Raw genomic sequence first — 24,190 nt, 5'->3', positions numbered from 1 at the left:
GTCCTGCTCGTATCCGCATTTCTGTCGATGCCAGGTTTGTCCTCAAACCCGCGGCACAGAGAGGCAGACAAACCCGCGGATGCCCCCATTGCAACCCTGCGGCTCGTGCCGTACCGGAAGAGCGTAGCCGTGCACGTGGAAGCCAGCGGCCGACGTGGCTTGTTTGTCTTCGATACGGGTGGCGGGCATACCGTGGTCTCGCCGGAGTTTGCAGCGCACTTGGGCTGCACGCCTTGGGGGCGCCTTGGCGGCTACAACATGACCGGAACGAAGATGGACATGGCGCGTTGTGACGACGTGACATTCAGCGTCGATGGGTTTGCGCTAGACGCACCGGCCGTCGGTGTGATGCAGGTGGCATCCCTGATGGCGACGGATGCTCCTCCGATCGATGGCTTGCTGGCGCTGGACGTGTTCGCCGGCCGAACCATCACTCTGGATTTCGCTGGAGGACATCTCTACGTGGAGTCCGCGGCCAGCGCGGCTAAGCGCATCGCCGGGGCTCAGGAGTTGCCGATCCGGTTGTCGAGAGAAGCGCAGGGGCTGGCGCTCGCGGTCAACCTGGAGGTGTCGACGCCCAAGGGCATCGTGCGGTTCGAAATCGATAGTGGCAATGGCGGAACCTTGCTGGTGTCGAAGGAATACGCCGGACTGTTCGGGCTTGATCCAACAAACGAAACACCACAGCCGGCAAGAATTCCATTGGGCTACGGCATCGTCGCCGAAGGGGTGGCGTTCACCCCGGCGTTGAACATCGACGGCAATCTCGGGATGCCCTTCCTCAAGGACTGGGTGGTCACCTTGGATCTAGCGGCCGGTCGCATGTGGCTACGCAGGAGCGAGGTTCCGGCGCCGCCGGGGATGGGAGCCCCGCCGATTCCGGCGGCAGCGCGCTGAGGCCATCGAGCGCGACAGGAAGGGGAGCGTGTGCACGCCCGGCAGCGGGGCCTTTGACGATGGCGGTCTTCGTCGGATTATCTTCGCAGGGTGAAACTGGATCGGTAGGGTTTGGGCCGCAGGTGCGGTGCGTTACTCGTCCTCGTCGCTGGGCCAGGCGAGTAGCAGCTCACCGATGACCAGATCGTGGCCAATATCCGGCCAGCGCTTGTCGTCGCTGCGGAACGGTGCATCGCCGGATGGAGTGTCGACGGCGTCAGGGAGGCCGTCGCGGCGCGTCAGGATGGGGGTGGACAGAGTGGCGGCGTCGGCAGCGGGCGCCAGCTTGCCGCCGAGCCAGTCGGTGACCGTGCCGCCGTAGTCCCAGTCGAGCCCCGAGAATTCGACCGGGCCGCCGTTGCGCCGCACGACCTCGGACAGCGGCATCCCGGGATGGAGGCCGTTCGCGTCGTGCCAGACCGTTTCCGGATTGTCCAGGCGAATCTGGCTGACCGTACGCGGGCCGGGGCCATCGTCGAGGATCAGCTCCAGCCGCTTGGCGGGGTCGTCCGGGAACAGGATCCAGGCATCGTATTCGATGCCCTCAGCCCCGGTCAGGTGCTCCTTCCGGACGTTGCCGCTGCCGAAGCGCGCCTCGAACTCCTTGTAGGTTGTTGTGGCCGTGATCGCGCCCGGAAGGCTCCAGTCCTCGGCCTGTGCGCCGGTTTCGGCGCTGGCCTCGATCGGCTTGGCCTGCAGGGTCGCGGTTGCGGTGTCAGGCACCGGCGCAGGCGAGGCTGCCGTGCCGGGCGCGGCCTCCTGCGGAACGCGTGAGCAGGCGCACAGCAGCGCGCATGCCGCCATCGCCAGCCAGTGTCTTGCCTGCATCGCCCTGCCCTCGCCTTGGCCCGCCGCGATCATCGCATGGCTGGCGCTTTGTCAGGGGAAGCGCAGGATCAGGGCCTCGACCACCACGGCATCGCCCAGCCCGGGGTGTGCCGGGTCGTCGCTGCGAAGCGGGGCATCATTTGTGGGAACGGCGTCCCCGGCGCCGGGGCGTGGAGCCAGGCGCACGAGCAGCCGGTAGGGCGCTCCCGGAGCGGCGGCGAAGCGGCCGCCGTTCCAATTCTCCAAATAGCTGCTGCCAAGGGTGCCGAAACCGGCGAAGGTCAGCGGCGCGCCGTTGCAGGCGACCAGTTCCGCCAGCGAGATTCCCGGGCGGAGACCGCCGACGTGCCAGCGGGTTTCCGCGTTCTCGAGGCTGATGCTGGCCACGCGCCAGTCGGGGCCGACCGCGAATTGCAGCCTGCGAGTTGGATCGTCCGGGAACAGCGTCAGCATGTGGTAGAAGGCGCCGTTGGAAGCCGCGATTTCCAGGTCATGGACGCTGTCGGGACCGTATGTTCGTTCCAACTCCTCCCGGGTGGTGGTGGCGCCGAACGATCCGGGCAACTCCCAGTCCGATGCCGCGTCGGCCACGGGCGGGCACACTGCGGGCCGGGGCGGTGCCTCGGCGGGCGCGGCAAGGGCGGTCCCTGGCCCGCAGGCCAACGCCGCGGCCAGAGCCAACACCGCCATCTGCCGGTCGATCAAGCGTCCTCCTCCTGCGGCTTGAAGGCGTCCATCAGTTTCTTCTGCACCTGCGCCGGCACCGGCTCGTAGCGGTTGAAGTCGAGCGTGTAGCGACCGCGCCCGGCGGTGGCGGACTTCAGCTCGGCGCCGTAGTTCTCCAGTTCGGACAAGGGCACCAGTGCGCGGATCACGATCTCGCCGCCCGGGAGCGAATCGGTGCTGTTGATGCGCGCGCGCTTGGTCGCCAGCCCTCCGCTGATGTCGCCCATGGCTGCCTCGGGCGCAGACACTTCCAGATCGACGATCGGTTCGAGCACCTGTGGCCTGGCCTTGCCCACGGCGTCGAGGAAAGCGCGTTTGCCGGCGGCGATGAAGGCCACTTCCTTGCTGTCCACCGGATGGTGCTTGCCGTCGTAAACCGTCACGCGCAAGTCCTGCATCGGATAGCCGGCGACGGCGCCGCTGGCCAGCACCTGGCGCACGCCTTTTTCGACCGCAGGCAGGAACTGCCCGGGAATCGTGCCGCCCTTGACCTCATCGACGAATTCGAAACCGGCGCCGCGCGGCAGAGGCTCGACCCGCAGGAACACCTCGCCGAATTGGCCGGCGCCGCCGGTCTGCTTCTTGTGGCGGTGGTGGCCCTCGGCATTCACGCCGATGGTCTCGCGATAGGCGATCCGCGGCGGCCGGGTCGTCACCTCGACCTGGAAACGGTCCTTCAGGCGCTGCAGCATGACCCGCAGGTGCAGGTCGGACAGCCCGCGGATCACGGTCTCGTTGGTCTCGCCGCTGTGCTCGACCACGAACGCCGGATCCTCTTCGGCAAGCTTGGCCAGCGCGGTCGCCAGCTTCTGCTCCTGGCCCTTGGTGGCGGGCTCGACCGCCATGCCGAACATCGCACGCGGGAATTCCATCGGCGCCAGCGAAATCAGGTCCTCGTCGTGCGAGTCGTGCAGGACGGCTTCGTAGTGCAGTTCGTCGATCTTGGCCACGGCGGCGATGTCGCCGGGAATGGCCTGCTGGATCTCGACGTGCTCCTTGCCCTGCAAGCGGAACAGGTGCGCGACCTTGAACGCCTTCCGGCCGTCGTCCACGAACAGCTGGGTGTCGCGCCGCACCGTGCCCTGGTGGACGCGGAAGACGCCGAGCTTGCCGACGAAGGGGTCGTTGATGATCTTGAACACGTCGGCGATGACGTGCGCGTTCGGGTCGGGCGTTGCCGCGACCGCCTGCGCGTCGCTTCCGCGGCCCTTGCGGAACGGCGCCGGGTTGGCCTCGCCTGGATTCGGGAGCAGGCGCTCGGCGACGTCGAGGAACTTGCGCGTGCCTACGCCGGTGCGCGCCGACAGGAACAGCACCGGGATCAGGTGGCCTTCGCGCAGGCACTGCTCGAAGGCATCGTGCAGTTCCTGTGGGGTGAGCGCGTCCTCGCCGTGTTCGAGGAATCGGTCCATCACCTCCTCGTTCATCTCGACCACCTGATCGAGGATCTTCTGGTGCCATTCGGACACCGGGCCGAGGTCGCTGTCGCCATCGCGACCGCCGAAGCAATCGATCACCCGCGCGCCGCCGTCGGCGGGCAGGTTGATCGGCAGCACCTCCGGCCCGAATTCCTCGCGCAGCGCGTTGAGCACCCGCCCGTCGGCGTGGCCGGTATCGATCTTGTTGATCACGATGACGCGCGACAGCCCGCGCCCGATCGCGTAGTGCATCATCCGACGTGTGCCGTGGCCGATGCCGGCTTCCGGGTCGATCACGATCGCGATGGTCTCCACCGCGTCCATCACCCCCAGCGCCGGGCCGCGGAAGTCCTGATATCCGGGCGTGTCGATCAGGTTCAGATGCAGCCCCGGGCGGTCGATGCTGGCGATGGCCGCGTCGATGGAATGGCCGCGCTCCTTTTCGATCGGGTCGAAATCCGACGCCGTGTTGCCGCGTTCGACCGTGCCTGCCGTCTGGAGTGCGCCGCCGGCATGCAGCAGGGCTTCGAACAGGGTGGTTTTGCCGGCGCCAGGGTGGCCCGCCAGGGCCACGTTGCGGATTTGCGATGTGCTGTAGGACATGCCGTGCGTCTCCCTTCCTGAATATGGGTGGTCGTCGTGGCGGCCCGCGCCAAGGGCGGCGGTCGCGACGCGGCGCGCGAACGTCACGGCGTGTCGCCACCTTAGCGCAGCCCGCGTGTCGGTGATCGTGCGCTGCAACACCAATTCGGCGATGGTTGTCGCAAGCTGTCGCCGCGCTAAACGACAATCACGAAGCCCGCCGCGTTCAGCTTCGCGTCAACCGCAAGACTGCATCTTCAACGCACGCCGGCCGATAATCCTCCGGCGAAGGGGATGGACACATGAAACGCCTGCTTGTCTCGCTTCTGGCCGTCGGCCTGTTTGCCGCCAGCCCTGCATTGCTGGCTCAGGATTACGGCGATCCGGACTACGGCGACCCGAATTACGGTGGGCAGTACGACACGGCGCCCGCGAACGACCCCGGCCAGGCCGACAGCGATGCCACGGGGTATTACGACTATGCGCGGGTGATCCGGGTCGATCCGGTGCTCGACGGCGACGATTATTCCGCTGTCAACGGCACGCCGCGGCGCTGCTACTCGCGGACTTCGGTCGATCGCTATGGACGCGATCCGTATTACGACGATCGTTACGGAGGCGGTCGGGACCCGTATTACGACGACCGCAGGGGCTATGGCGGGGATCCCTACTACGATCGCTACGGCGAGCGGCGCTACGGATCTCGCGCCGGCAGCAACGCCTCGGCCATGCTCGGTGGCATTGTCGGTGCCGTGCTGGGCAGCCAGATCGGCAAGGGCAGCGGCAGCTATGCCGCGGCCGCGATCGGTTCGGTGGCCGGCAGCATGGCCGGACGCGAGATTTACGAGCAGCGCCAGCGCGAGAACGCGGCGCGCGCCGGCACGGTGCGGGTGTGTGATCCGGAGCCGGTGCGGGGCTACGGCACGGGCGATCCCGGCTATGGAACCACCGGAAGCGGCGGCTATGATGTCACCTACGAATACAACGGCCGCCAATACACCCGGCGCATGGACTACAACCCGGGCGACCGGATCCGTGTTCGGGTCGAGGTGTCGGCCGAATGAGGCGGCGCTGACGGAATCGGCGTTGCCTTGGGCCCCTGCCGATGGGCGGCGGGGGCAGGGAGCCGGTCAGACGCCGCCGACGGCCTTGGGCGTTGCGGCTTCGGCGCGGGTGCGCGGACGCGCCGCATGGCGCGGTACGCCGTTTTCGTCGAGCACGCGCTCGATCCGGCTGAACACCTCGGCGCGCGCGAACGGCTTCTTCATGAAGTCGTCGGCACCGATCCGTTGCACGTAGAACTGCTCGGTTGCCGCGGCGTTGCCGCTGATCATGATGATCGGCACGTTCTTGGTGGCGGGATCGCGCCGCAGGGTCCGCAGGACGTTGAAGCCGTCGATCCCGGGCAGGACGATGTCGAGGAAGACCAGGTTGGGCTGTTCCTTGCGCGCGATCTCGATCCCGGTTTCGCCGTCGTAGGCGGTCAGGACCTCGTAATGGTTTTGCTGCAGCATGCGCTTGAGCAGCGCCACGATCGTGTGCGAGTCGTCGATGACCAGAATCCGGGTGCCAGGCTGGGCGTTGCGGCGGTCGTGTTCGCGGCGGTCGATGAGCCGGCCTGCATCGCTCGGCGAGCCGCCGTCGCTGCCGGGTGTGGTTTGCTTGCGCTTGAAAAGATCGAAGAAAGCCACGACCGCGCCCCCCGGTTTGCGTCGGGGGATATCTTACCAGCGAAGCGCGGCGATGGGGTTCAGCCGCGTCCCTGTCGCCGATCCGAGGCCAGAGTGCGCAGAGCGAACAGGCGCGCCACCTTGCCCCAGGCCAGGGCACCGCTGATCAGGCAGGAGAACAGCAGGCCCAGCGTCAGGCCGGCGCCCGAATGCTGGCGCAGCCAGAGCAGGGCCAGCGCGAGCAGCGCCGCCAGCAGCCACGGGAAGGCATAGGCAGACAGCACCGCGATCGGACGACGGACGAGCAGCGCGGCGCCGCGCCACCACGCCCGGATCGCCGACCGCAGGTTCGGGTCCGCGGCCATCCAGCCGCGCCCGGCCTCGACGCTGGCGTGGGCCAGCACCAGCAGGAGACCCGCAGCGCCCATCGCGAAATCGTTCCAATGCTCGACGCTGGAGGCGAGGATGGCGTGTTCGTTGGCCTTGCCGCCAATGCCGGCGAGCGCACCATACAGCGCCACCGCCGCGCCCAGCGGCAGGATCGACCACAGCAACAGGCGCAGCAGCGGCCAGTATTCCCCGATGGCGCCGCGCAGCAGGTCGCCGAATCCAAGGCGCACGGCGCTGCGGGAGGCAACCAGAGTGGCACCCACCAGCAGCGGCGAGAGCAGCAGCATCAGCGCGGCAGCGATCCGTACGTTCGCGCCCAGCGTCGCCAGCGGCGCGGTCGATGCCATCATTGCGTCGATCAGGTGCATGGGCGCCTGCCCGTTGGCGATGGCTTCGGATTGTAGGGAGTGATCCAGCACGCTGCCGAGCCAGGACCAGACCGGCAGGGCGGCCAGCAGGGCGCAGCCAAGGGTGGCCAGCACCCACAGCAGCAGCAGTTTCCAGTGCAAGGCGCGGAAGAGGGCTGCCGGAACGGCCGCGCGGGCGCGGATCGGGCGAATCGAGGCATTCATGTGCGCGCCCTCAGACGGTGGCCAGAAGAGTGAAGAAGGCTTGCAGCAGCGCCGAGAAATCGCCGAACCAGCGGCGGGACGCCTGCGGTCTGGCTTCGATGCTGTAGCTGTCGTTGAGCTTGTTGGCGTCGGTGCGAATCAGGTTGTCCGGATCCAGCTGGGCGCCGGTGGCCTTGACCGGAGTGTCCATGACGAAGCGCTGCCAGCTGCCCTGGCTGGTGACGGCGAAATCGCGATGGCTGCCGTCGGCGAAGAATACGCGCAGGGTCTGTGGCGGCTTGACCGCGTCGCGGCGAACCACGACCACGGTGTGGAACGGGAACGGGCCGGTGCCGGCGGCCGGATTCGGGTGCGCCTTCTTCCAGGCCGCGCGCCGGTCTTCAATGTCTTTCTGCGCCGCCTTGCTGTCGAGCATCATCTGCCTGCCCTGCTGCTGGTGGTAGCCGGGCAACGGAAGTATTTCGCTGCTGGTCATGCTGGAGATGCGGTCGTCGGTGCGGCCGGAGCTGAACACGTAGGCGTCGAAGGCGGCGTTGACGATGTCGGCCTTGCCGGTGCCTTCCGCGAGCGCGTCGCGCAGGTCGGCCAGCGACGGGTGCCGGAACTTCCAGCGGTCGTAATACAGCTTCATCGCCCGTTCCAGCGCCGGCTTCCCGACCAGCATTTCGAGCTGGCGCATGGCGGTGGCGGTACGGGAATACACCGTGCTGTAGCTGGTGCTGGACAGGACCGCCCAGGAGTTCATCCCCAGTGGATCGGCCGGATCGTCGAGGCTGGCGCCAAGACGTTCCATGTCGAATGGACGCAGCCGCGTGCCGATTCCGAGCGCCTTCAGCCAGCCGGAGGTCAGATCGAGCGTCTGGTTGCGCGAAGTCATCATGCGCTGGTCCCAGTACTCGTTCATGCCCTCGTCGAGCATGGGTTCCTCGAACTCGTTGGAGCCGAGGATGCCGTAGAAGTAGCCGTGGCCGAATTCGTGCACGGTGACGAAGTCGAGCATGAAGCGCTGCAGGCTGCCCGGGGTGACGGTGTCGGTGCTGTCGGCGGTGAAGAAGGTCGGATATTCCATGCCGCCGGCTTCGCGCGCACCGTAAGGCGGGACAACGGCGGTGGCGGTCTTGTAGGGGTAGGGGCCCAGCGTGCGCGAGAAATACGTCAGCGAGTCGATGGTCGCCTGGGCCACCGGTTCGGCGTTGGAGGCGTATTCGGGGGTGTAGAGCACCCGTACCTCGACCGGCCCGTTGGGCCCGTTCCAGGTGCGCAGCAGTGGCTTGGCGTAGCGGTTGTCGGCGGTCCAGGCGAAATCGTGGACGTCGTGCTGGACGTAGCGATGGGTCACCTTGCCGTTGCGTTCGACGGGCGCGCCGGTTTCCTGGCCGGTGGCGCCGACGGTGTAGCCCTTCGGCACGGTCAGGCGCACGTCGTAGCTGCCGTAATCGGCGTAGAACTCGCTGTGCAGGTGGAACTCGTGGGCGTTCCAGCGCGGGGCGGCGGCGCCGCGCTCGCCCGGCAACTCCAGTACGCCGACCTTGGGGAACCACTGGCCGACGAGGTGGAAGCTGCCGTAGTAGCCGGTGCGCGCGACCACCCGCGGCAGCTGGTCGAAGAAGTCGATGGCGAGGGTGGTGCTGGCGCCCGGGGCGACCGGGGTCGGCAGGTCGATGCGGACCACGCTGCGGTCGGTCTTCGGGCCGTTGTCGGGCTGCACGAAGGTCCACTTCGCCGCCGCGCCGCCCTGCTGCACGCGGTCGAGCCGGATGTAGCCGTATTCGCCGTCCTTGGTGGCGACATTGCTGCGGAAGCCGGTGGCGCTGGCGCGCTGTTCGGTCATGAAGGTGCTGCCTGGGCCTTCGAAGGCGTTCAGGTACAGGTGCAGGTAAATGCTGCACACCGGCTGCCCGCTGCGGTTGCGCCAAGTCAGCGTCTGCTTGCCGGTGACGGTGTGCTTGTCAGGATCGAGCGTGGCGTCGATCGAGTAGGCCACCACCCGGTCGGACAAGGTGGCGGCGTTGGCGGTGCGCGGGCCGCCCCAGGCGTCGGGGGCGCTGGATGTGCGCACCGCGGCGGCGTTGGCCGCCGCCAGTGGGATGGTCGGGCAACTGACCGCGGCCGGAGCCGTGGCGGGCGCGGTGGGCGTGGCGGTGGCTGTCTGGGTTTTCGCGATGGCGGGTGCGGACAGCGTCAGCAGCGCGGCAAGGGCGAATGGGGTGCAGCGACGGGTCATGGAGACATCCGCATCTAGATGGATCAGGGCACGATGTGCGATCCCCGCGGGCATGGCAAGGTGCCATGAGTCACGAGAAAGACGTGACACGTTTCCCTATGGCGCCTTCGGCGTCGGCCGCACCGGCAGCGGCACGCCGCACAGATCGATATGGCCCGGCGGCTGGGTGTAGAAATCGTCACGGCGGTTGCGTCGCGCTTCGGTGGCCTCCGCGAAGGCCTGGCTGTCGGTGCGCAGCAGTTGCAGCGGGGTGCGCTGCGCCACCGGCAGCTGGCTGGCCAGCTTGATCGAGAGGATCGGCGTGCGCTGCGCGGTGTCGGTGTAGAAGCCCATCGGCGGCGGGCCGCGGCGGATCGTGCTGAGCAGTTCCATGCCCTTGACCACGCGGCCGACCACGGTGAGCTGGTGGTCGAGCGCGCGCGGCGCCTGCCCGATCACCACGTAGAGTTCGGCGCCGATGCTGCTGTCCGGCGCGTTGTTGCGGCCGGCGCCGACCACGCCGTAGCAGTGGGTGATCCACATCCTGCCGGTGGCCGGATCGCGGGCGACCGGAAAGCCGTCGGCGAAGCCGACCTGCGGCGCCCAGCCGTCGCTGTCGGGCAGGCGATCGAAGCGGATGCCGTCCGCGCTGCGGGTGAATTCGGCCGGCAGGTGGGTGCGAGTGCCGGAGGGATACGGCTTGGCCTTGCCGGCCTCCTCGCCTTCGGCATCGCCGAACTGGACCACGAAATTGTCCTGCGAGCGGTAGACGGTCAGGCCGTCCCAGAACCCGCCCCTGGCCATGGTCTTGATGTTGGCCACGTGCTGCGGCGCGAAGTCGGGCGCCAACTCGATGATGACGCGCCCGTCCGGCAGTTCCATGTACAGGGTGTTGGCGGGGTCGAGGTCGCGCCAGGCGCTGGCCGGCGCAGCGTCGAGGATGGCTTGCGGCGTGCGCGTCTTCGGTGGAGCGGCGGCGTCCTGCGCCGGGGCGTTGGTGCACAGCAGGGTCAGCAGGACGGCGGCAGGCAGGGCGCGGCGCATGGGCGGTCTCCGTGGGCTCCGACCGCCAGCATAACGTGCATGGGACGCGCCGCCCGTATCAGCGCTTCTTTTTGCGGTTGAGCGCGGCGATGAAGCTTCGCACCTGAGGGTAAATCTCGGTGCGCCAGCGGCGGCCGCTGAAGATGCCGTAGTGGCCGGCGCCCTCGGCGGTGATGTGGCGGCGGCGGGCGGCGGGGATGCCGGTGCACAGGTCGTGTGCGGCGCGGGTCTGGCCGGCTCCGGAAATGTCGTCGAGTTCGCCCTCGATGGTCAGCAGGGCGCAATCCCTGATCTTCGACGGATCGACGCGCTCCCCGGCCACGTCCCACAGCCCGCGCGGCAGCAGGTGTTCCTGGAACACGGTGCGGATGGTGTCGAGGTAGTACTCGGCGGGCATGTCCAGCACGGCGTTGTATTCGTCGTAGAACTTACGGTGGGATTCGGCGGAACTGAGATCGCCTTTCACCAGATCCTGGTAGAAATCCCAGTGCGACAGCCCGTGACGTTCCGGGTTCATCGCGACGAATCCCAGGTGTTGCAGGAAGCCGGGATAGACGCGCCGGCCGACGCCGGGATAGTTGGCCGGAACGGTGTGGATCACGCTGTTCTCGAACCACCACAGCGGCTGCCGGGTGGCGAGATTGTCGACGGCGGTCGGCGAACGGCGGGCGTCGATCGGCCCGCCCATCATCGTCATCGATCGCGGCAGCGGCTCGCCGCGCGCGGCCATCAGCGAAATCGCCGCCAGCACCGGCACGGTGGGCTGGCAGACGCTGATGACGTGCAGGCGCTCGGCGCCGATGTGGCGGATGAACTCCTGCACACAGGCCACGTAGTCGTCGAGATGGAAAGCGCCGGCATCGGTCGGCACCATGCGCGCGTCGGTCCAGTCGGTGATGTAGACCTTGTGGTCGGCCAGCAGGGTGCGCACGGTGTCGCGCAGCAAGGTGGCATGGTGGCCGGACAGCGGCGCGACCACCAGCACGGTCGGATCGTCCTTCATCCGCGCCAGGCCGTCGGCCTGGTCGTGGTAGCGCTTGAAGCGCAGCAGCCGGCAGAACGGTTTCTCCAGTTCGACCCGTTCCACCACCGGGATCGAGCGGCCTTCGACGTCGATCTGGTGGATGCCGAACTCCGGCTTCTCGTAGTCCTTGCCCAGCCGGTACATCAGCTCGAAGCCTGCGGCGGTGCGCTGCGACCCGGGCAGGGTGGACAGCCAGCTGTCCTGCGCGGAGTAGATGCGGGCGTTGGCGTCGGCCCAGTAGGCCAGCGGGGCCAGTCCGGTGCGCCAGAGTTCATGCAGTGGATAGAGCACCATCGGCCGGTCTTGCTCCCGTTTGCGGCGATGCAGCATAGCGCGCTCGGCGCGGCGTAATGTGACGGGATTCTCGTTTTGCCGAGAATCCGGTCCAGGGCGACCGAATTTGCCAACGTGATTCAACCGGGGCGATGTGAAACCTGCGACAGCCTTCAGCCCGGCAGTTCCAGCGCCGTTGCCCCGTCCGCCAGCGTGGGCGAGAGCCAGCAGAACGAACCCAGCGGGCGCAGGCCGAGCGCTTCCAGCCGCTTGCGGTAGAAGGCGGCCGGCCGCTGCCGGAATCCGGCTTCGTCGCCCACCGCTCCGTCGCCGCGCGCGAAGGCCTCGATGAAGGCCACGCCCGCGCACAGCTCGGCCAGCGCGGGCAAACCGCGGTCGAGTTCGCGCGTCGGCAGGTAGTGCAGCACGTCGCTGCAGACCAGCAGGTCCACCGGCGGGCAGGGACGCAGTTGGGCGAAATCCCCGAAGCGGGCGAGGTGCAGATTGCGCGAATGCCCGTAGCGGGCGATCGCATAGGCGCTGGAGTCGAAGCCAAAATACGCCGCCCTCGGGCGCAGTTTCAGCAGGGGCGCGCGCCACGCGCCTTCGCCGCAGCCGATGTCGAGGACGGTGCGGATCGGGCGTTCGAGGTGGTATTCGGCGGTGGCCACGGCCAGCAGCACCTTGCGTGCCAGCCGGGCGCTGCCGCCGATGCCGCCGTGCCGATACCAGCGGTCGAAGTAGGCGCGGTCGTAGGTCTTGGTCATGCTGTTGGTTCGTCACTCCCGCGAAGAGCCTGCCCCCGCGAAGGCGGGGGCGGGAGTCCATGGACTTTGATCTTCATTAGGGTAACGTCCATGGATGCACGGACATTCGTCCGTGAAAAGATGCCCGCTATCGCGGGGATGACGCATTGGAACATTTCCGGAGTCGCCGCATGGCATACCTGCTGGTCAAGACCTTCCACATCGTGTTCGTGATTGCCTGGATGGCGGCGGTGTTCTACCTGCCGCGGATTCTGGTCAATCTTGCCGAAGCCGGAGGGGATGCGGCGGTAAGGGCGCGGCTGGCGCTGATGGGGCGGCGGCTGTACCGCTTCGGCCACGCGATGTTCGCGCTGGCGTTCGTGCTGGGGCTGACGCTGTGGCTGGGCCATCGCGCATTGCCCGGCTTCCCGACGATGGTGGGCGCCGGTACCCACTGGATGCACGCCAAGCTGGCGCTGGTCGTGGCGCTGCTGGCGTTCTACATCGCCACGGGAAGACAGTTGGCAAGGCTGGATCAGCTGCCGTCGGCCACCACGCTGCGCTGGATCAACGAACTGCCGCTGCCGCTGCTGGTGGCGATCGTCTGGCTGGTGCTGGCCAAGCCGTTCTGAGTCGTCGCCTTCACTGAGCCGGCGGTCGGAACGACTCCGGCCGCGGCAGTTCCACCGGAACGCCGTTGTCGTCGCACAGTCCGCGCGCGCACAGCGCAGCGCGCAGGCGCGGGGTGGCCTGGACGATGATGTGGTAGAGCGCGTTCTGTTCCAGCGAACCGCGCACCGCAGCGCTGCCCGGACCCAATGCCCACACGCCGACGTCTTCGCCGCCGTGGGTTTCGCCGCCCAGCGGCACCAGCGCCTCCTGCAGGAAATCCGGGGCGGTCGTGTCGATGTGGCCCAGATCCGGCCGTCCGACGGGCGCTGCCGTCTGCCTGTTGGGATAGTGCGGATAGCGCTTGGGTCCGGCGGGCTGGGTGTCGCTGGCGCCGGTGTTGCCGGGACCGTTGGCGTAGCTGAGGGTGGTATAGGGCAGTCCTGCCTGGTCGTGCGAAGGCGCGTCCTTGCCGGGCGCGCGCACCAGGCCGAGGATCGGATTGCCGCGCTGTGGATAGCCGACGAGATTCAGCGTGTGCGAGTGGTCGGCCGTCACCAGGATCAGGGTGTCTTCGGGTGAAGTCATCTCCAGCGCGGCGCGAACCGCGTTCGACAGTTCGATGGTTTCGTCCAGCGCGCGGTAGGCGTTGCCCTCGTGATGGGCCATGTCGATGCGCGCACCCTCGACCAGAAGCACGTAGCCGTTGTCGTTTCGCGACAGGTGCCGGATCGCCGCGCGCGTCATTTGCGTCAACGAAGGTTCGTCGCTGCCGGAAGCGAGGCGGTCGTGGTCGTAGAGCATGTGGGAATATTCGAACAGCCCCAGCACCTGCGGCGCGTCGGCGGCTGCGGTCAGCTCGGTCGCGTTCGTCACGTAGGCGCCGCGCGGATGGGCCCGCTTCCATTCGTCGATCAGATCGCGTCCGTCCGTGCGCAAACCGTGCTTGTCCCGCAGCTTCGGATCGGTTTGCGCGGTGGTCAGGAATTCCATGCGGCCGCCGCCGAGGACGATCGTCGGGCCGTGGCCGTCCTCCGTGGCGTCGATCAACTGGCGGGCGATGTCGCGGCAGCCGTCGGCGCGTGCTTCGGTGGAAAGCGCGGCATCGTTTTCCCAGCGCCGGTTCGGGCTGTGGGCGTAGGTCGCCGCCGGGGTGGCGTGGGTGACGCGCGCGGTCGTCACCACGCCGGAGGCCATGCCGGCCGCATCGGCCAGTTCCAGCCAGGTCTGGGCGTGCTTGCCGCGGCTGTCGGCGCAGTCGGTGGTGCTTCCGGCGTACACCGAGATCGCGCCCATGTGGGTTTTCACGCCGGTCGTGATTGCCGACATGGTGCCGGCCGAGTCGGGGGTCTGGGCGTCGGTGTTGTAGGTGCGGCTGAGCGCGGTGTCCGGGAAGTCTTCCCAGGCCAGCCGGTGTTCCTCGCCGCTGTCGCCGTTGCGCTGGCCTTCGAGGATGCGCGCGGCGGCCACGGTGGTCAGGCTCATGCCGTCGCCGAGAAAGACGATCACGTTCTTCGCACGCCCGCTCATCGCGCCGCGCGCGGCTGCCTGTGCCGCGCCGTCGCGGTACCACCAGGCAGGCGTTTCCCCTGCGGGCCGGGCGATGGCCGGCACGTCGACGTGGATCGAGGTCGGGGCCGAGGATGGCGCGGACGCTGCGGTCGGAGCGCCGGCACAGGCCGTGAGGGTGAGCAGGCTGGCCAGCGCCGGGACAAGATGGCATGCGCTTCGTGTCGGTGTCATGCCCGCATTATGTCCGGAAGTGATGGCAGTCCTGCATTTGGTCAGTGACGGATTCATGGTTTCCGAAGTATCGTGTCGTGCCGCTTCTCCTGGATGATCCGATGTTCGATTGGTGGTTCCGAATCCGATTCTGGAAGCGCGTGCTGCTGGGCTTCGTGCTCGGCGCGCTCGCGGGCCTGGCGTTTGGCCCGAACGCGGAGAAATGGTTCGGGCCGATCGGCGATATTTACGTCACCCTGATCGAGATGATCGCGGTGCCGCTGGTGCTGTTTGCCGTGATCAACGCGGTGTCTTCGCTGAGCGGGCAGAAATCGATCATGGCGCTGGCCGGGCGCACCTTCGCCTGGTTTGCGGCCACCGCGGTGCTGGCGGTCGGCGTGGGGCTGTTGTTCGGCTGGCTGCTGCAGCCCGGCACCGGCGTCGGGGTGCTGCAGGTGGCCTCCGATTACAAGCCCAAGGACGTGCCGAGCGTGCTCGACATGCTGCTCAACCTGGTGCCGTCCAACCCGTTCCAGGCGATGGCCGGCGCCGACAGCAAGGTGATGGCGGACGGCAGCAAGGTGCTGGTGCCGCGCAGCGGAACCGTACTTCAGGTGATCTTCTTCGCCGGCCTGGTCGGCTTTGCCATGGTCAAGCTGGGCGACAAGGTGGCCGGGCTGCGCAAGCTTGCCGGCGAAGCCAGCGAAGTGATGATCCAGGTGACGCGCTACGTGCTGGAGTTCACCCCGTTCGGCACCTTCGGCCTGATCGCCGCGCTGGTCGGCGGTTACGGTTTCGAGCAATTGCGCCCGCTGCTGAACTTCGTGGTCGCGCTGTATCTGGCCTGCGCCTTCCACATCCTGATCGTGTACCCGGTCCTGCTGCTGGCGCATGGCCTGAATCCGGTGAAGTTCCTGCGCGGCGCGCTGCCGGGGATGCAGGTGGGCTTCGTGGCGTCGAGCAGCTTCGCGGCGCTGCCGGTGTCGCTGCGCTGCGCCACCCACAACCTCGGCGTCGACAAGGACTACGCCGCCTTCGCGGTGCCGTTGGGCGCAACCATCAAGATGGACGGCTGCGGCGCGATCTACCCGGCGCTGGCGGCGGTGTTCATCGCGCAGTACGCGAACATCGACCTGTCGCTTTCGCAGTACCTGACCATCGCGATCGCCTCGGTGCTCGGCAGCTTCGGCACCGCCGGCATCCCCGGCACCGCCGTCATCATGGCCACCGTCGTGCTCAGCGCTGCGGGGTTGCCGCTGGAAGTCATCGGCTATCTGTATGCCATCGATCGCGTGCTCGACATGATGCGCACCATGACCAACGTCACCGGCCAGATGCTGGTACCGGTGCTGGTGGCGCGTGAGTCGGACATTCTCGATCGCGACATCTACGAGGCCGCTTCCACCAACGTCGGGCTTGAGAAAGGCGGTCTGGCATGAGGCGGCGCTGACCGAATCGGCGTTGCCGCAAGCGGCGGCCGGACATCCGGAACCGACCCTTGACCTCGCGCGCCGGTCGCGGTTTCCTTTACGTTGTCCGTGCGCGGGGACGACCCGCACAGCCGTTTGCCAGACAGGACCCTTGCCATGTCCCGCGTTTTGATCCTGCTCCTTTCCATGTTCCTGGTTGCCGGTTGTGGCCGTGGCGGCGGGGGCGACGTGAGCGACCCGTCGAAGCCGCAGCTTCACCTGCAGACGTCGAACGCGTCCGCGTCAACCCCGGATGCGAACAGCGGGACCGACGATTCCGCGGCGACCGGCGCGGCGGACACGGCGGCGAAGGAGGAACCTTCGCAGCCGCCGGAGGATTTCGTGCGCGAATTCTTCATGACCTACCTGGATTCGATCGGCGACCACGCGTGGTTCGGGGATCGCGATCTGATGTCGCCCTGGTTCAGCGAAGACCTGACCCGCCAGTTCCTGGCGAACGACAAGGCCTGCCGGGCCGGGGATGAGGACACCTGCAGCCTCGACTTCGACCCGATCCTCGACGCGCAGGACTACGACGATGACGTCTATTCGACACTGCATACGGAGCGCATCGGCACCGGCGCTCCGGTACGGGTCAAGGTCGTATTCACGAACCTTGGCAGCAAGGCGACGATGACCTACACGCTGACGCAGGTGGACGACGGCTGGAGGATCGCCGATATCCAGTCGTCGAACTACGGGTCGCTGGTTTCGATGCTGTCCTCGAACGGCGCGCCGGCGATTTGAGGCGCCGCCGGCCCGGATGTGAGGCCGGGCCACCTGGGCAGTCCGCTACAATCGGGACACCGGCATCCCGGGATCGAAAGCATGAGCGTCATGCCCGCCTTCTTCATCGGTCACGGCAGCCCGATGAACACGCTGGAGGACAACGGTTTCACGCAGGCGTGGCGCCGGCTTGGAGCAGCCATGCCGCGACCGCGCGCGGTGCTGGCGATCTCGGCGCACTGGTACATCGGCGCGACCGCCGTCACCGCCATGGCGCGCCCGCGGACCATCCACGACTTCTACGGATTTCCCGAAGCCCTGTTCGCGTTCGACTACCCGGCACCGGGCCTGCCCGAGCTTGCCGAAGAGGTGGCCGAGGTCGCCAAACCGCTCTGGGTGGGCGCCGACCACGACCAATGGGGGCTCGATCACGGCACCTGGAGCGTGCTGGCGCATCTGTTTCCGCAGGCCGACGTGCCGGTGGTGCAGCTGTCGATCAATGCCCTGAAGCCGCAGGACTACCACTTCGACCTGGCCACCCGGCTCGCGCCGCTGCGCGAACGCGGCGTACTGATCGTGGCCAGCGGAAATGTCGTCCACAACCTGCGGCGGATCGAGTGGGACCGCCCGGACGCGGGCGCCGACTGGGCGCATCGTTTCGACGATTCCATCGCCCAAGCGATGGCCGAAGCGCCCGCGGATGTCCTCAAGGCCGTCGAACACCCGGATTACCCGCAGGCCGTGCCCACGCCCGACCACTTCATCCCGTTGCTCTACACCGCGGGCCTCGCCGCCGCCGGCAATGACGCGCAGGCCCTGCTGCGCGGCTATGCGATGGGGTCGCTGTCGATGAGTTGCTATGGCGTGGGGATGCAGGGGACGATCTGCGAACGGGCCAATGGCGCGGCCGGCCTGCCTGAGGGCGTGCCTCCGGACCAGGCCAATATCTGACGGCATGGAGCAGCGCGCCATCGGCCAACAAGAAACCCGCCGTATGGCGGGTTTCTTGCGTTCGGGCCGGGGCCGGGAAGTGCGGGGCGGTTCCCGGATCGCGGATCCTCAGACCTGCATCGCCTTGGCGACTTCGGCCAGATAGTCTTCCTGCACCTTCTCGATGCCTTCTCCGACCACCAGCCGCTGGAAGCGGACCACGTCGCCGCCGGCGGCCTTGAGCGTGGCCTCGACGGTCTTGTCGCCGTCGAGCACGTAGCTCTGGCCGTACAGCGTCACTTCGTTGACGATCTTGTTCATCTTGCCGCTGATGATCTTCTCGAGGATCTCGGCCGGCTTGGCGCGGTCCTTCTCGCTCATCTTGGCCAGTTCGATTTCCTTTTCCTTGGCGATGAAGTCGGCCGGCACGTCCGCCGCCTTGTTGTAGGGCGGGTTCATCGCGGCGACGTGCATCGCCAGGCCGCGGGCCAGCTCGTCGTTGCCGCCGGACAGCTCGACCAGCACGCCGATCTTGCCGTTGGTGTGGACGTAGGCGCCGACGTGGTGATTGCTGTCGAAACGGACCAGACGGCGCACCTGGATGTTCTCGCCCAGGGTGTGCACGATGGCGGCGCGCGCCTCTTCGACGCTGTTGCCCGAGGCGGTCGTGGCGGCCTTGAGCGCCTCGACGTCGGTAGCGCCGGACGCCAGCGCGGCGGCGGCGACGAGATCGACGAACGCCTTGAAGCTGGCGTCGTTGGCGACGAAATCGGTTTCGGAATTGACTTCGACCAGCGCGGCCTTGCCGCCGTCCTGGGCGATGGCGACGCGGCCTTCGGCGGCGACGCGACCGGCCTTCTTGTCGGCCTTGGCCAGACCGGACTTGCGCAGCGCTTCGGCGGCGGCTTCGATGTCGCCCCCGGTTTCGGTGAGCGCCTTCTTGCATTCCATCATGCCGGCGCCGGTGCGCTCGCGCAGTTCCTTGACGAGGGATGCGGTGATTTCAGCCATTGGGGATTACCTCGGAAATACGATGATGAGGGGGCGGTCTTGGCCGCGACTCCGAAAGCCCTCCCCTTCAAGGGGAGGGTTGTGCGGGGGTGGTATGGGGATTGCACCATCCCCATCCCGGCCTTCCCCTTGAAGGGGAAGGGGGGAACGGCGCGATTACTCGGCCTTCCTGGCGCGGCGGGCCGGCTTCGGCGCTTCTTCGCCATCGACCGCGGCGGCGAAGTCTTCCTCGCGCACGGAAGCGGCGTTCGGGGCTGCGGCCTTGCCCTCGAGCACGGCGTCGGCGGCGGCGCGCGCGTAGAGCTGCACGGCGCGGATGGCGTCGTCGTTGCCCGGGATCGCGTAGTCCACCAGGGCCGGATCGTAGTTGGTATCGACCACCGCGATCACCGGGATGCCGAGCTTCCTGGCTTCCTTGATGGCGATGTCTTCGTGGCCGATGTCGATCACGAACAGGGCGTCGGGCAGGTGGCTCATGTCCTTGATGCCGCCCAGCGAGGCTTCCAGCTTGTCGCGCTCGTGGCGCAGGCGCATCACTTCGTGCTTGACCAGCTTCTGGAAGGTGCCGTCGGTTTCGGCGGCTTCCAGTTCCTTCAGCCGGGCCACCGACTTCTTCACCGTGGCGAAGTTGGTCAGCGAGCCGCCCAGCCAACGCTGGGTCATGAACGGCATGCCGCAGCGCTCGGCCTCTTCCTTGATCGCCTCGCGCGCGCTGCGCTTGGTGCCGACGAACAGGATGGTGCCGCGCTTCTGGGCCACGCCGCTGATGAAGTTCATCGCGTCGTTGAACAGCGGGACGGTCTTTTCGAGATTGATGATGTGGATCTTGCCGCGGGCGCCGAAGATGTACGGGCCCATCTTGGGATTCCAGTAGCGGGTCTGGTGGCCGAAATGGACGCCGGCTTCCAGCATCTGGCGCATGGTGATCTGGGGCATTGCGGAAACTCCGATGCGTGGAACCCGCGCCGATGCGTTGTGGCGCTGCGTCGCGACCTTGCGGCCGGGACGCTGGATTCCGGGGTTGGGCCTCCCCATCGTCACTGCGACCGAACCTCTCGCGAGGCACCCCGGCGCAGGGGTTGTCGATGGGTGTGGATTCGACGGTACGCCCGTCGTGGCGGCACTATAGCCCTGTAATTATGGACGATCCGGAGTGTACGGGCAACCCGGGTTTCGGCAGCCCGTGTCGCCCGGCCCCGATCCGGGTTCCGGGATCCCCTTTGTCTCAGCTTCACCGCGATGCGCGATAATCCGAGAATGGCTATCAATATCAAGACAGCAGAAGACATCGAGAAGATGCGCGTGGCCGGCCGTCTGGCGGCGGAAGTGCTGCAGATCGTCGCCCCGCACGTGAAGGCGGGCGTGAGCACCGAAGAACTGGATCGTATCTGCCACGACCACATCGTCAACGTGCAGAAGGCCATTCCGGCCAACGTTGGTTATCGCGGCTTTCCCAAGACCGTGTGCACGTCGGTCAACAACGTGATCTGCCACGGCATCCCCAGCGAGGCCAAGGTGCTCAGGGACGGCGACATCGTCAACATCGACGTCACGGTGATCAAGGACGGCTGGCACGGCGATACCAGCCGCATGTATGTCGTCGGGACGCCGTCGGTGATGGCGCAGCGGCTGGTGGATGTCACTCGCGAGGCGATGTTCCGGGGCATCCGCACCGTGCGGCCGGGCGCGACGCTGGGCGACATCGGCCACGCGATCCAGGAATATGCGGAAAGCCAGCGTTTCTCGGTAGTGCGCGAATACTGCGGGCACGGCATCGGCAAGGTCTATCACGACGAGCCGCAGGTGCTGCATTACGGCCGCGCCGGCGACGGGCTAGTGTTGCGCGAGGGCATGACCTTCACCATCGAGCCGATGATCAACGAGGGCAGCCGCCACACGCGCGTCCTGCCGGACGGCTGGACGGTCGTCACCAAGGATCGCAAGCTGTCCGCGCAGTGGGAGCACACCGTGCTCGTCACCCGCGACGGTGTGGAAATCCTGACCCGGTTGCCGGGCGACGACAACGATCTGTGATGGACGCGCTTCCGGCCGACCCGCGTGCGGTGCTGGCCGGATTGCCCGCCGGACCGGAGGGCGATGCCGAATGGAGCGTGCTGGTGCGCGCACTGCTGGCGCGCAACGATGCGCGGTTGGCGCGACGCTTCGATGCCGGCGATCCGGCCGAGCTGTTGATCCGCTTGCGCGCTCGCGCGGTCGATTTCCTCGTCGCCAGGACCTGGCGCCGCTGTTTTCCCGACGCGCAGGCGCTGGCGTCGTTGGCGCTGTTCGCGGTTGGCGGCTATGGTCGCGGCGAGCTGTTCCCGCATTCCGACGTCGATCTTCTGGCGTTGGCCGAGCCAGAGGCGCAGCAGCGCCATCAGGCCGCGCTGTCGCGTTTCGTCGCCCTGCTATGGGATGCAGGCGTGGCGGCGAGCCAGGCGGTGCGTTCCGCGCAGGAATGCACGCAGGCGGCGGACGCCGACCCCACCGTGCTGACGGCACTGGTCGAGGCTCGGGCGCTGGCGGCGGGCAACGATGCCGGCGCGCGTCTGCGCGATGCGATCGCCGCCGACAAGGTCTGGCCGCCGCGCGCCTATTTCGAAGTCAAGCGCGAGGAGCAGCAGCGCCGGCACGCGCGCTTTGGCGATACCGCCGACAACCTTGAACCCAACCTCAAGGAAGGCCCGGGCGGCCTGCGCGACCTGCAGCAGCTGGGCTGGCTGGCGCGGCGCTGCCTCGGTGTGAAAAGCCTCGCAGGACTGGTGACGCTGGGCCATCTCGGCGCCGATGAGGCGGCGGCGCTGGAGCGCGAGCGGCGCACGCTCTCGAGGTTGCGCTTCGGGCTGCATCTGGTCGCCGGGCGGCGGGAGGAGCGGCTGCGCTTCGATTACCAGAAGCCGCTGGCGGCGCGCCTGCACGAGAACGACGATGCCGACACGCTGGGCGTCGAAAAGCTCATGCAGAGCTTCTACCGCAGCGCGGCCATCGTGCAGCGAATCAACGAACGGGTGCTGCAGCGCTTCGAGGAATATTTCGAAGGCCATCTGGCGCCGGTGGCCATCGATGCCGACTGGGAGATTCGCGGAGGCTACCTGGCGGCGCGCCGCGACGGCTGGATGCGGGGGGATCCGGCGCGCGCATTTGCGCTGTTCGCCGTATGGGCGGGGGATCCGGCGCTGCGCGGCCTGCATTCGCACACGGCCCGCGAACTGGCCGAGATGCTGGACGCGATCCCCGACTACGCCAATGCGCCGGAGGCGATGCGGCAGGCTTTCCTCGCGCTGCTGCGCGGGCCGCAGCCGGTCGTCACGCTGGAGCGGATGGCGCGGCTGGGCGTGCTGGCGCGCTGGATCCCGGCGTTTGCGCGGGTGTCCGGACGGATGCAGTTCGACCTGTTCCACGTGTTCACGGTCGACCAGCACACGCTTGCAGTGCTGCGCAATCTCGCGCGATTTGCCTCCGGCGAGCCCGACGAACGTTTTTCGATCGCCGACCAAGTCTGGCCTTCGCTGCGCAAGCCCGAACTGCTGCTGCTGGCGGGATTGTTCCACGACATCGGCAAAGGCCGCGGCGGCGATCATTCCAGGCTCGGCGCGGAGGATGCGCGCGGGTTCTGCCTCGCGCACGGGCTGTCGGAAGCCGATACCGCGCTGGTCGAATGGCTGGTGCAAAAACATCTCCTGATGTCCACCACGGCGCAGAAGCAGGACATCACCGATCCCGAGGTGATCCAGCGCTTTGCCGAAACCGTGGCCGACCGCCAGCGGCTGGATTATCTGTATCTGCTCACCTGCGCCGACATTGCCGGCACCTCGCCCAAGCTGTGGAACAGCTGGAAGGATCGCCTGCTGGCCGACCTGCACGCGGCGACCCGGCTGGCGCTGCGGCGCGGGCTGGGGCAACCGGTCGCGGCCGGAGAGCGGATCGCCGAGAACCGCGCGGCGGCGCGCGCGCTGTTGCGGGAAAAAGGGCTGGCGGATGCGGCCGTCGATGCGCTGTTCGCGCGGATGCCGGAAGAAAGCTTCCTGCGTGGTCGCCCCGACCAGATCGCCTGGCAGGCCGCGGCGCTGGCCGATGCCGGCACGCGCATGCCGGTGGTCGCGGTGCGCAATCCGGCGGGCCGCGATCGGCTGGAAGTGTTCGTGCACACCCACGACCGCGATGGCGTGTTCGCCGCGATCGTGATCACGCTCGACCGGATGGGCCTGGGCATCCTGCACGCGCGCGTGCTGGACGGTCCGTCCGACACCGTGTTCGACACCTTTCAGGTCCAGTCCGGCGATGCGCGCAGCCTGCCGGAGCGCGACGCCGTGGCGGCGCGGCTGACGCAAGCGCTGTCGGGCGACCTGGACGCCGTGCGGCCCTCGCGCCGCAGCCATCCGAGCCATCTGCGCCACTTCCGCGTCGCGCCACAGCTCGACTTCACCGACATCGCCGGCGGTACCCGGATCGGCCTGATCTGCAACGATCGCCCCGGCCTGCTTGCCGACATCGCCGGGATCCTGCGCATGCAGCGCCTGCGCGTGCAGGATGCGCGGATCGCCACCTTCGGCGAGCGCGCCGAAGACCTGCTGCTGGTCAGCGACGAACGCGACGCGCCGCTGCCGGCCGAGCGCCGCGAGGCGTTGCGCGACGCCCTGCTTGCCCTTCTCGATGGAGATTCCTGATGCCCAAGAGGCCCCCCGCGAAAAAGACCCTCGCGCCCAATCGCGCCGCGCAGGCCGAGGAACTGCGCTTTTTGATCGACAGCGCCTGGGAACGCCGCGCCGCGCTGACGCCGGAAGAAATCGACGGTTCGACCCGGCCTGCCGTGGATCGGTCGATCGCCGGCCTCGAGCAGGGCTGGCTGCGGGTGGCCGAGCCCGACGGCAAGGGCGGCTGGCTGGTCAACGAATGGCTGAAGAAGGCGGTGCTGCTGTATTTCCGGACCCAGGAAATGGAGTTCGTCGAGGCCTATCCGGCGCCGTTCTGGGACAAGGTGCCGGCGCGCTTCGCCGAGTTCGACGAGAACGCCTTCCGCAAGCTTGGCGCGCGCGTGGTGCCCGGCGCGGTGGTGCGCGCGGGCAGCCATATCGGCAAGGACGTGGTGCTGATGCCCAGCTTCGTCAACATCGGCGCCTACGTCGGCGTCGGCACCATGGTCGATACCTGGGCCACGGTCGGCTCCTGCGCGCAGATCGGCAAAGGCTGCCACCTGTCCGGCGGCGTCGGCATCGGCGGCGTGCTGGAGCCGCTGCAGGCCAGTCCGACCATCATCGAGGACCACTGTTTCATCGGCGCGCGATCGGAGGTGGTGGAAGGCTTCGTGGTC

Annotated in this window: 20 protein-coding genes and 1 pseudogene; 9 read left to right on the top strand and 12 right to left on the bottom strand. The window is 67.8% G+C overall.

Annotation, left to right across the window (positions count from 1 at the left end):
• The coding region (locus Q0X16_RS01560) for an aspartyl protease family protein (RefSeq protein WP_297829922.1) at window positions 1-897 on the top strand (897 nt) is incomplete at its 5' end.
• 132 nt (window positions 898-1,029) lie between these two features.
• Here the strand turns inward: Q0X16_RS01560 and Q0X16_RS01555 are convergent.
• From Q0X16_RS01555 to fusA, 3 genes are read right to left on the bottom strand one after another with little or no spacing between them, the layout of a single operon-like run.
• Window positions 1,030-1,797, bottom strand: coding sequence for a hypothetical protein (locus tag Q0X16_RS01555; protein WP_297829920.1), 768 nt, complete (start codon window positions 1,795-1,797; stop codon window positions 1,030-1,032).
• 18 nt (window positions 1,798-1,815) lie between these two features.
• A complete protein-coding gene (locus Q0X16_RS01550; protein ID WP_297829918.1) occupies window positions 1,816-2,469 on the bottom strand; it encodes a hypothetical protein in 654 nt (217 codons plus the stop codon).
• Complete coding sequence (gene fusA / locus Q0X16_RS01545; RefSeq protein WP_297829916.1) at window positions 2,466-4,511, bottom strand: elongation factor G; 2,046 nt, start codon at window positions 4,509-4,511, stop codon at window positions 2,466-2,468. Before fusA ends, Q0X16_RS01550 begins: the two co-directional genes overlap by 4 nt.
• Window positions 4,512-4,792: 281 nt before the next feature.
• On the opposite strand from fusA, the gene Q0X16_RS01540 reads away from it, so the two are divergent.
• Window positions 4,793-5,554: a glycine zipper 2TM domain-containing protein gene (locus Q0X16_RS01540; RefSeq protein WP_297829913.1), complete on the top strand. Its 762-nt coding sequence runs from the start codon at window positions 4,793-4,795 to the stop codon at window positions 5,552-5,554.
• Between the two features lie 66 nt (window positions 5,555-5,620).
• Here Q0X16_RS01540 and Q0X16_RS01535 read toward each other — a convergent pair whose 3' ends face one another.
• The 6 genes from Q0X16_RS01535 to Q0X16_RS01510 all read right to left on the bottom strand — a co-directional run bounded on the left by Q0X16_RS01535 (window position 5,621) and on the right by Q0X16_RS01510 (window position 12,433).
• Window positions 5,621-6,100 (bottom strand): response regulator, encoded by a 480-nt coding sequence (locus tag Q0X16_RS01535; protein ID WP_297829928.1) that lies wholly within the window; start codon window positions 6,098-6,100, stop codon window positions 5,621-5,623.
• Window positions 6,101-6,240: 140 nt separating this feature from the next.
• Window positions 6,241-7,122, bottom strand: a complete 882-nt coding sequence (locus Q0X16_RS01530; protein WP_297829911.1) for a hypothetical protein — start codon at window positions 7,120-7,122, stop codon at window positions 6,241-6,243.
• A gap of 10 nt (window positions 7,123-7,132) precedes the next feature.
• Entirely contained in the window at window positions 7,133-9,346 is a 2,214-nt protein-coding gene (locus Q0X16_RS01525; protein WP_297829908.1) for a M1 family metallopeptidase, read from the bottom strand.
• A gap of 96 nt (window positions 9,347-9,442) precedes the next feature.
• Window positions 9,443-10,369: a peptidylprolyl isomerase gene (locus Q0X16_RS01520; protein ID WP_297829906.1), complete on the bottom strand. Its 927-nt coding sequence runs from the start codon at window positions 10,367-10,369 to the stop codon at window positions 9,443-9,445.
• A 58-nt stretch (window positions 10,370-10,427) separates the two neighbouring features.
• Window positions 10,428-11,684 carry a polyhydroxyalkanoate depolymerase gene (phaZ, locus tag Q0X16_RS01515; protein WP_297829926.1) on the bottom strand — a complete coding sequence of 419 codons (1,257 nt, stop codon included), beginning with the start codon at window positions 11,682-11,684 and terminating at the stop codon, window positions 10,428-10,430.
• A gap of 155 nt (window positions 11,685-11,839) precedes the next feature.
• The gene (locus tag Q0X16_RS01510) at window positions 11,840-12,433 is read right to left on the bottom strand and encodes a class I SAM-dependent methyltransferase (RefSeq protein ID WP_297829904.1); all 594 of its coding nucleotides are present in this window, start codon (window positions 12,431-12,433) and stop codon (window positions 11,840-11,842) included.
• Between the two features lie 170 nt (window positions 12,434-12,603).
• Between Q0X16_RS01510 and Q0X16_RS01505 the strand changes: the two genes are divergently transcribed.
• Window positions 12,604-13,044, top strand: a complete 441-nt coding sequence (locus tag Q0X16_RS01505) for a CopD family protein (protein WP_297829902.1) — start codon at window positions 12,604-12,606, stop codon at window positions 13,042-13,044.
• A 10-nt stretch (window positions 13,045-13,054) separates the two neighbouring features.
• On the opposite strand, the gene Q0X16_RS01500 is transcribed toward Q0X16_RS01505, so the two are convergent.
• Window positions 13,055-14,764 carry an alkaline phosphatase gene (locus Q0X16_RS01500; RefSeq protein WP_297829900.1) on the bottom strand — a complete coding sequence of 570 codons (1,710 nt, stop codon included), beginning with the start codon at window positions 14,762-14,764 and terminating at the stop codon, window positions 13,055-13,057.
• 101 nt (window positions 14,765-14,865) lie between these two features.
• Here Q0X16_RS01500 and Q0X16_RS01495 point away from each other — a divergent pair, with 101 nt between their 5' ends.
• The 3 genes from Q0X16_RS01495 (at window position 14,866) to ygiD (ending at window position 17,889) form a co-directional block, all read left to right on the top strand.
• Window positions 14,866-16,182, top strand: coding sequence for a dicarboxylate/amino acid:cation symporter (locus Q0X16_RS01495; RefSeq protein WP_297829924.1), 1,317 nt, complete (start codon window positions 14,866-14,868; stop codon window positions 16,180-16,182).
• A 99-nt stretch (window positions 16,183-16,281) separates the two neighbouring features.
• Complete coding sequence (locus tag Q0X16_RS01490) at window positions 16,282-16,959, top strand: DUF3828 domain-containing protein (protein ID WP_297829898.1); 678 nt, start codon at window positions 16,282-16,284, stop codon at window positions 16,957-16,959.
• A gap of 81 nt (window positions 16,960-17,040) precedes the next feature.
• Window positions 17,041-17,889, top strand: a complete 849-nt coding sequence (ygiD, locus tag Q0X16_RS01485; protein WP_297829896.1) for a 4,5-DOPA dioxygenase extradiol — start codon at window positions 17,041-17,043, stop codon at window positions 17,887-17,889.
• A gap of 108 nt (window positions 17,890-17,997) precedes the next feature.
• Here the strand turns inward: ygiD and tsf are convergent, their stop codons facing one another.
• A complete protein-coding gene (gene tsf / locus Q0X16_RS01480) occupies window positions 17,998-18,879 on the bottom strand; it encodes a translation elongation factor Ts (protein WP_297829894.1) in 882 nt (293 codons plus the stop codon).
• Window positions 18,880-19,035: 156 nt separating this feature from the next.
• Window positions 19,036-19,815, bottom strand: coding sequence for a 30S ribosomal protein S2 (rpsB, locus tag Q0X16_RS01475; RefSeq protein ID WP_297829892.1), 780 nt, complete (start codon window positions 19,813-19,815; stop codon window positions 19,036-19,038).
• A 321-nt stretch (window positions 19,816-20,136) separates the two neighbouring features.
• On the opposite strand from rpsB, the gene map reads away from it, so the two are divergent.
• From map to Q0X16_RS01460, 3 genes and pseudogenes are all read left to right on the top strand, one after another.
• Window positions 20,137-20,913, top strand: coding sequence for a type I methionyl aminopeptidase (map, locus tag Q0X16_RS01470; RefSeq protein WP_297829891.1), 777 nt, complete (start codon window positions 20,137-20,139; stop codon window positions 20,911-20,913).
• Window positions 20,913-23,546, top strand: a complete 2,634-nt coding sequence (gene glnD / locus Q0X16_RS01465) for a [protein-PII] uridylyltransferase (RefSeq protein ID WP_297829888.1) — start codon at window positions 20,913-20,915, stop codon at window positions 23,544-23,546. Before map ends, glnD begins: the two co-directional genes overlap by 1 nt.
• Before the next feature lie 56 nt (window positions 23,547-23,602).
• Window positions 23,603-24,190: pseudogene (locus tag Q0X16_RS01460) on the top strand (2,3,4,5-tetrahydropyridine-2,6-dicarboxylate N-succinyltransferase); the annotation flags it as partial.

The sequence above is a fragment of the Thermomonas sp. genome (assembly GCF_025993755.1).
In the GTDB taxonomy this organism is placed as follows: domain Bacteria; phylum Pseudomonadota; class Gammaproteobacteria; order Xanthomonadales; family Xanthomonadaceae; genus Thermomonas.
The sequence above is the reverse complement of the archived record's forward strand: the minus strand, read 5'-3'. Positions and strand labels throughout refer to the sequence as shown.